Genomic DNA, 2,411 nt, shown 5'->3' with positions numbered 1-2,411 from the left:
CGGCCGAAGGCGTCGTATTGGTAGGTGGCGCTGCTGCCGTCGGGGCGGGTCAGGCCGATCAGGCGGTGCTGGCTGTCGTAGCGGTATTCGGTGACGAGCTGTTGTGCGCGGCCGCGGCGTTCGCGGATCAGGTTGCCGAAGACGTCGTAGTCGTAATGGCGGTCGCCCTGCATCAGCAGGCGGTTGCCTTTGATCTGTGTCGGGCCTGGACGGTCCTGCATCAGCAGGTTGCCGGCCGGGTCGTGGGCGAAGTTTTCCGGCACATCGTCGCGGGTGTGGCGTACGCGGATCAGCCGGTCGAGGGCGTCGTACGTGTAGCTGCCCTGGCCGTGGCGGGTGTCGGAAATGTGTTCGAGGTTGCCGTTGGCGCTGTAGGCAAAGTCGCGACGGTACAGCGAGTTGCGTTGATGGCCTACGGCGTGGGCGCGTAACCGGCCCTGTTCGTCGTAGGCGTATTCGCTGAGCAGCAGGCCTTGCTGGCGCTGCTGTTCGCGGCCGTTCTGGTAGACATGACGGGTGAGCAAGGCGCCGTTGAGGTCGATCGCGGTCAGCGCGCCGCCCTTGGCGTAGTGGTAGTCGAGCTTGCTGTTGTCCGGCAGACGCATGCGAGTGAGCTGGCCGCAGGCGTCGTAGGTGTAACGCAAGGTGCCCCAACCCTGATGCTCGCGCACCAGCCGGTCCTGCAGGTCGTATTCGAAGGCCAGCGGGTGATCCTGGCCGTCATCCACGCCGACCAGTCGACCGAGACAGTCATAGCGATAGCTGACCTCGACCCCGTCCGGCAGGGTCTTGAGCAGCAGACGCCCAGCAGCATCACGTTGGTAGCCGGTGACCAGCGTCGAACCGTCGTCGCCGAACTCGGTCTTTTCCAGCAGGTGGCCGTTGTGGTCGTAGGCGTAGGCGGTGCGCCGGCCATCGAAGCCGGTTTCCTGTCGGATCAGTCCGGTGGGCGTGTAGTCCAGCCGGTACTTTTCGCCGGACTCGTTCTCGATTTCCGTGAGCAGCAGCTGCGCATGGTCGTAGCGGTATTGCAGCCGCGTGCCGTCGGGGTTGATACGCCGGCTGACCAGGTGCAGGTCGTCGTCATACTCGTAACGGGTGATCCGTCCCAGCTCATCGCGTTCGGCGGTGATCTGGCCGTAGGCGCTGTAGGACCAGGCGCGGGTGGCGCCATTCGGCGAGGTGGTCTGGATCAGCCGGCCAACGGCGTCCCACGCGTGGCGGGTGACCGCACCGTGTTCGTCCTGAACCGTCGTCCGCCGCCCCAAAACGTCGTAGGAAAACTTCCGAACCCCACCGTCGGGCAGGCTTTCCTCGACCAACTGGCCGAGGTCGTTCCACACGAACACGTGGCGACCCGAATCCGGATAACGGATCGACAGCAACCGCCCCTGCGCATCAAAGTGGTAATGGGTGACATGACCGTCGGGATCGACCGCTTCGGTGATATCACCCTGGGCATTGCGCCGGTACGTCCACACCGCATCGCCACGCGAACGGCTGTGCAGGAAACCGTTGCGGTACTCGTAGGACGTCGGCGCATCGTCCGGCGGAATCAGCGCGATCAGCCGTCCGGCGTCGTCATAGCGGTACTCGGTGACCGCCCCCAGCGCATCCTGCTCGGCAACCAGCCGACCCTGCGCGTCATAGGCCTTGAGCTGTTCGCCCCCGTCGGCGGCGACCTGACGCACCAGCCGCGCGGTGTCGTCGTGGACGTAAGTCTCTTCAGTCCCATCGACGTAATGCACCGTGACACGGCCGGCGTCATCCCAGACGTACCGCGTATCCATTTGCGAAAACGACGCCCAGTGCCGCACGCAACGCGCCGCCTTGCCGGCACGCTCCCACTCCCAGAAAAAGCTCGCGCCGCCGCTTAGCTGCCGTTGCAGGATGACGTGCTGGTCGTCGTAGTCGTAACGCTCGCTTTCGCCGACGGCGTTGGAGGCTTCGATCAGTCGGTGACGGGCGTCATACAAATAGCGAACGAGGGTCTGTTCGGTGTGCCAGGCCGCTTCGCGCCAGACCTGATAATCGACCGCGACCAGATGCGCCCGCTCGTAGCGCAGTAACAAGCAACGACCGGCCCCGTTATCCAGCCGCTGAATCCGGTCGGAAAAATCCCGATGCACCGTCAGACGATTGCCATACGCATCGCTGACAGCCGTCAGACGCCCAGCCCGAAAGTGATAAAATCTCGCCGCCTCACCCGCCAGCGCAACGATCAACTCTTCCGGCTCATCCCCCAGAAAGATCGCCGCCCGCGAAAGGCTGTTGTGAATCGCCGGCCGCTCGACACTCGGCAACGGAAACCGCGTCCGCCGGTTCTCGTGATCCACCCAGACCACCGCAGCGCCATCAACCTCCAGCCGATGCGCCAGCGAATGGCTCCAGCCAAACCCCAACCCAACATC

At 64.5% G+C, this 2,411-nt stretch carries 1 protein-coding gene; it reads right to left on the bottom strand.

Annotated features, from left to right (window positions below; genetic code table 11):
- Positions 1–2,411: DUF6531 domain-containing protein (locus tag AC1Q9F_RS28355; RefSeq protein WP_492621364.1), on the bottom strand; the 2,411-nt coding region annotated here is incomplete at both ends.

It is taken from the genome of Pseudomonas sp. GW823-FHT04A03, assembly GCF_058796615.1.
Note: the sequence above shows the minus strand (reverse complement) of the source record. Positions and strands in the feature narration are given on the sequence as shown.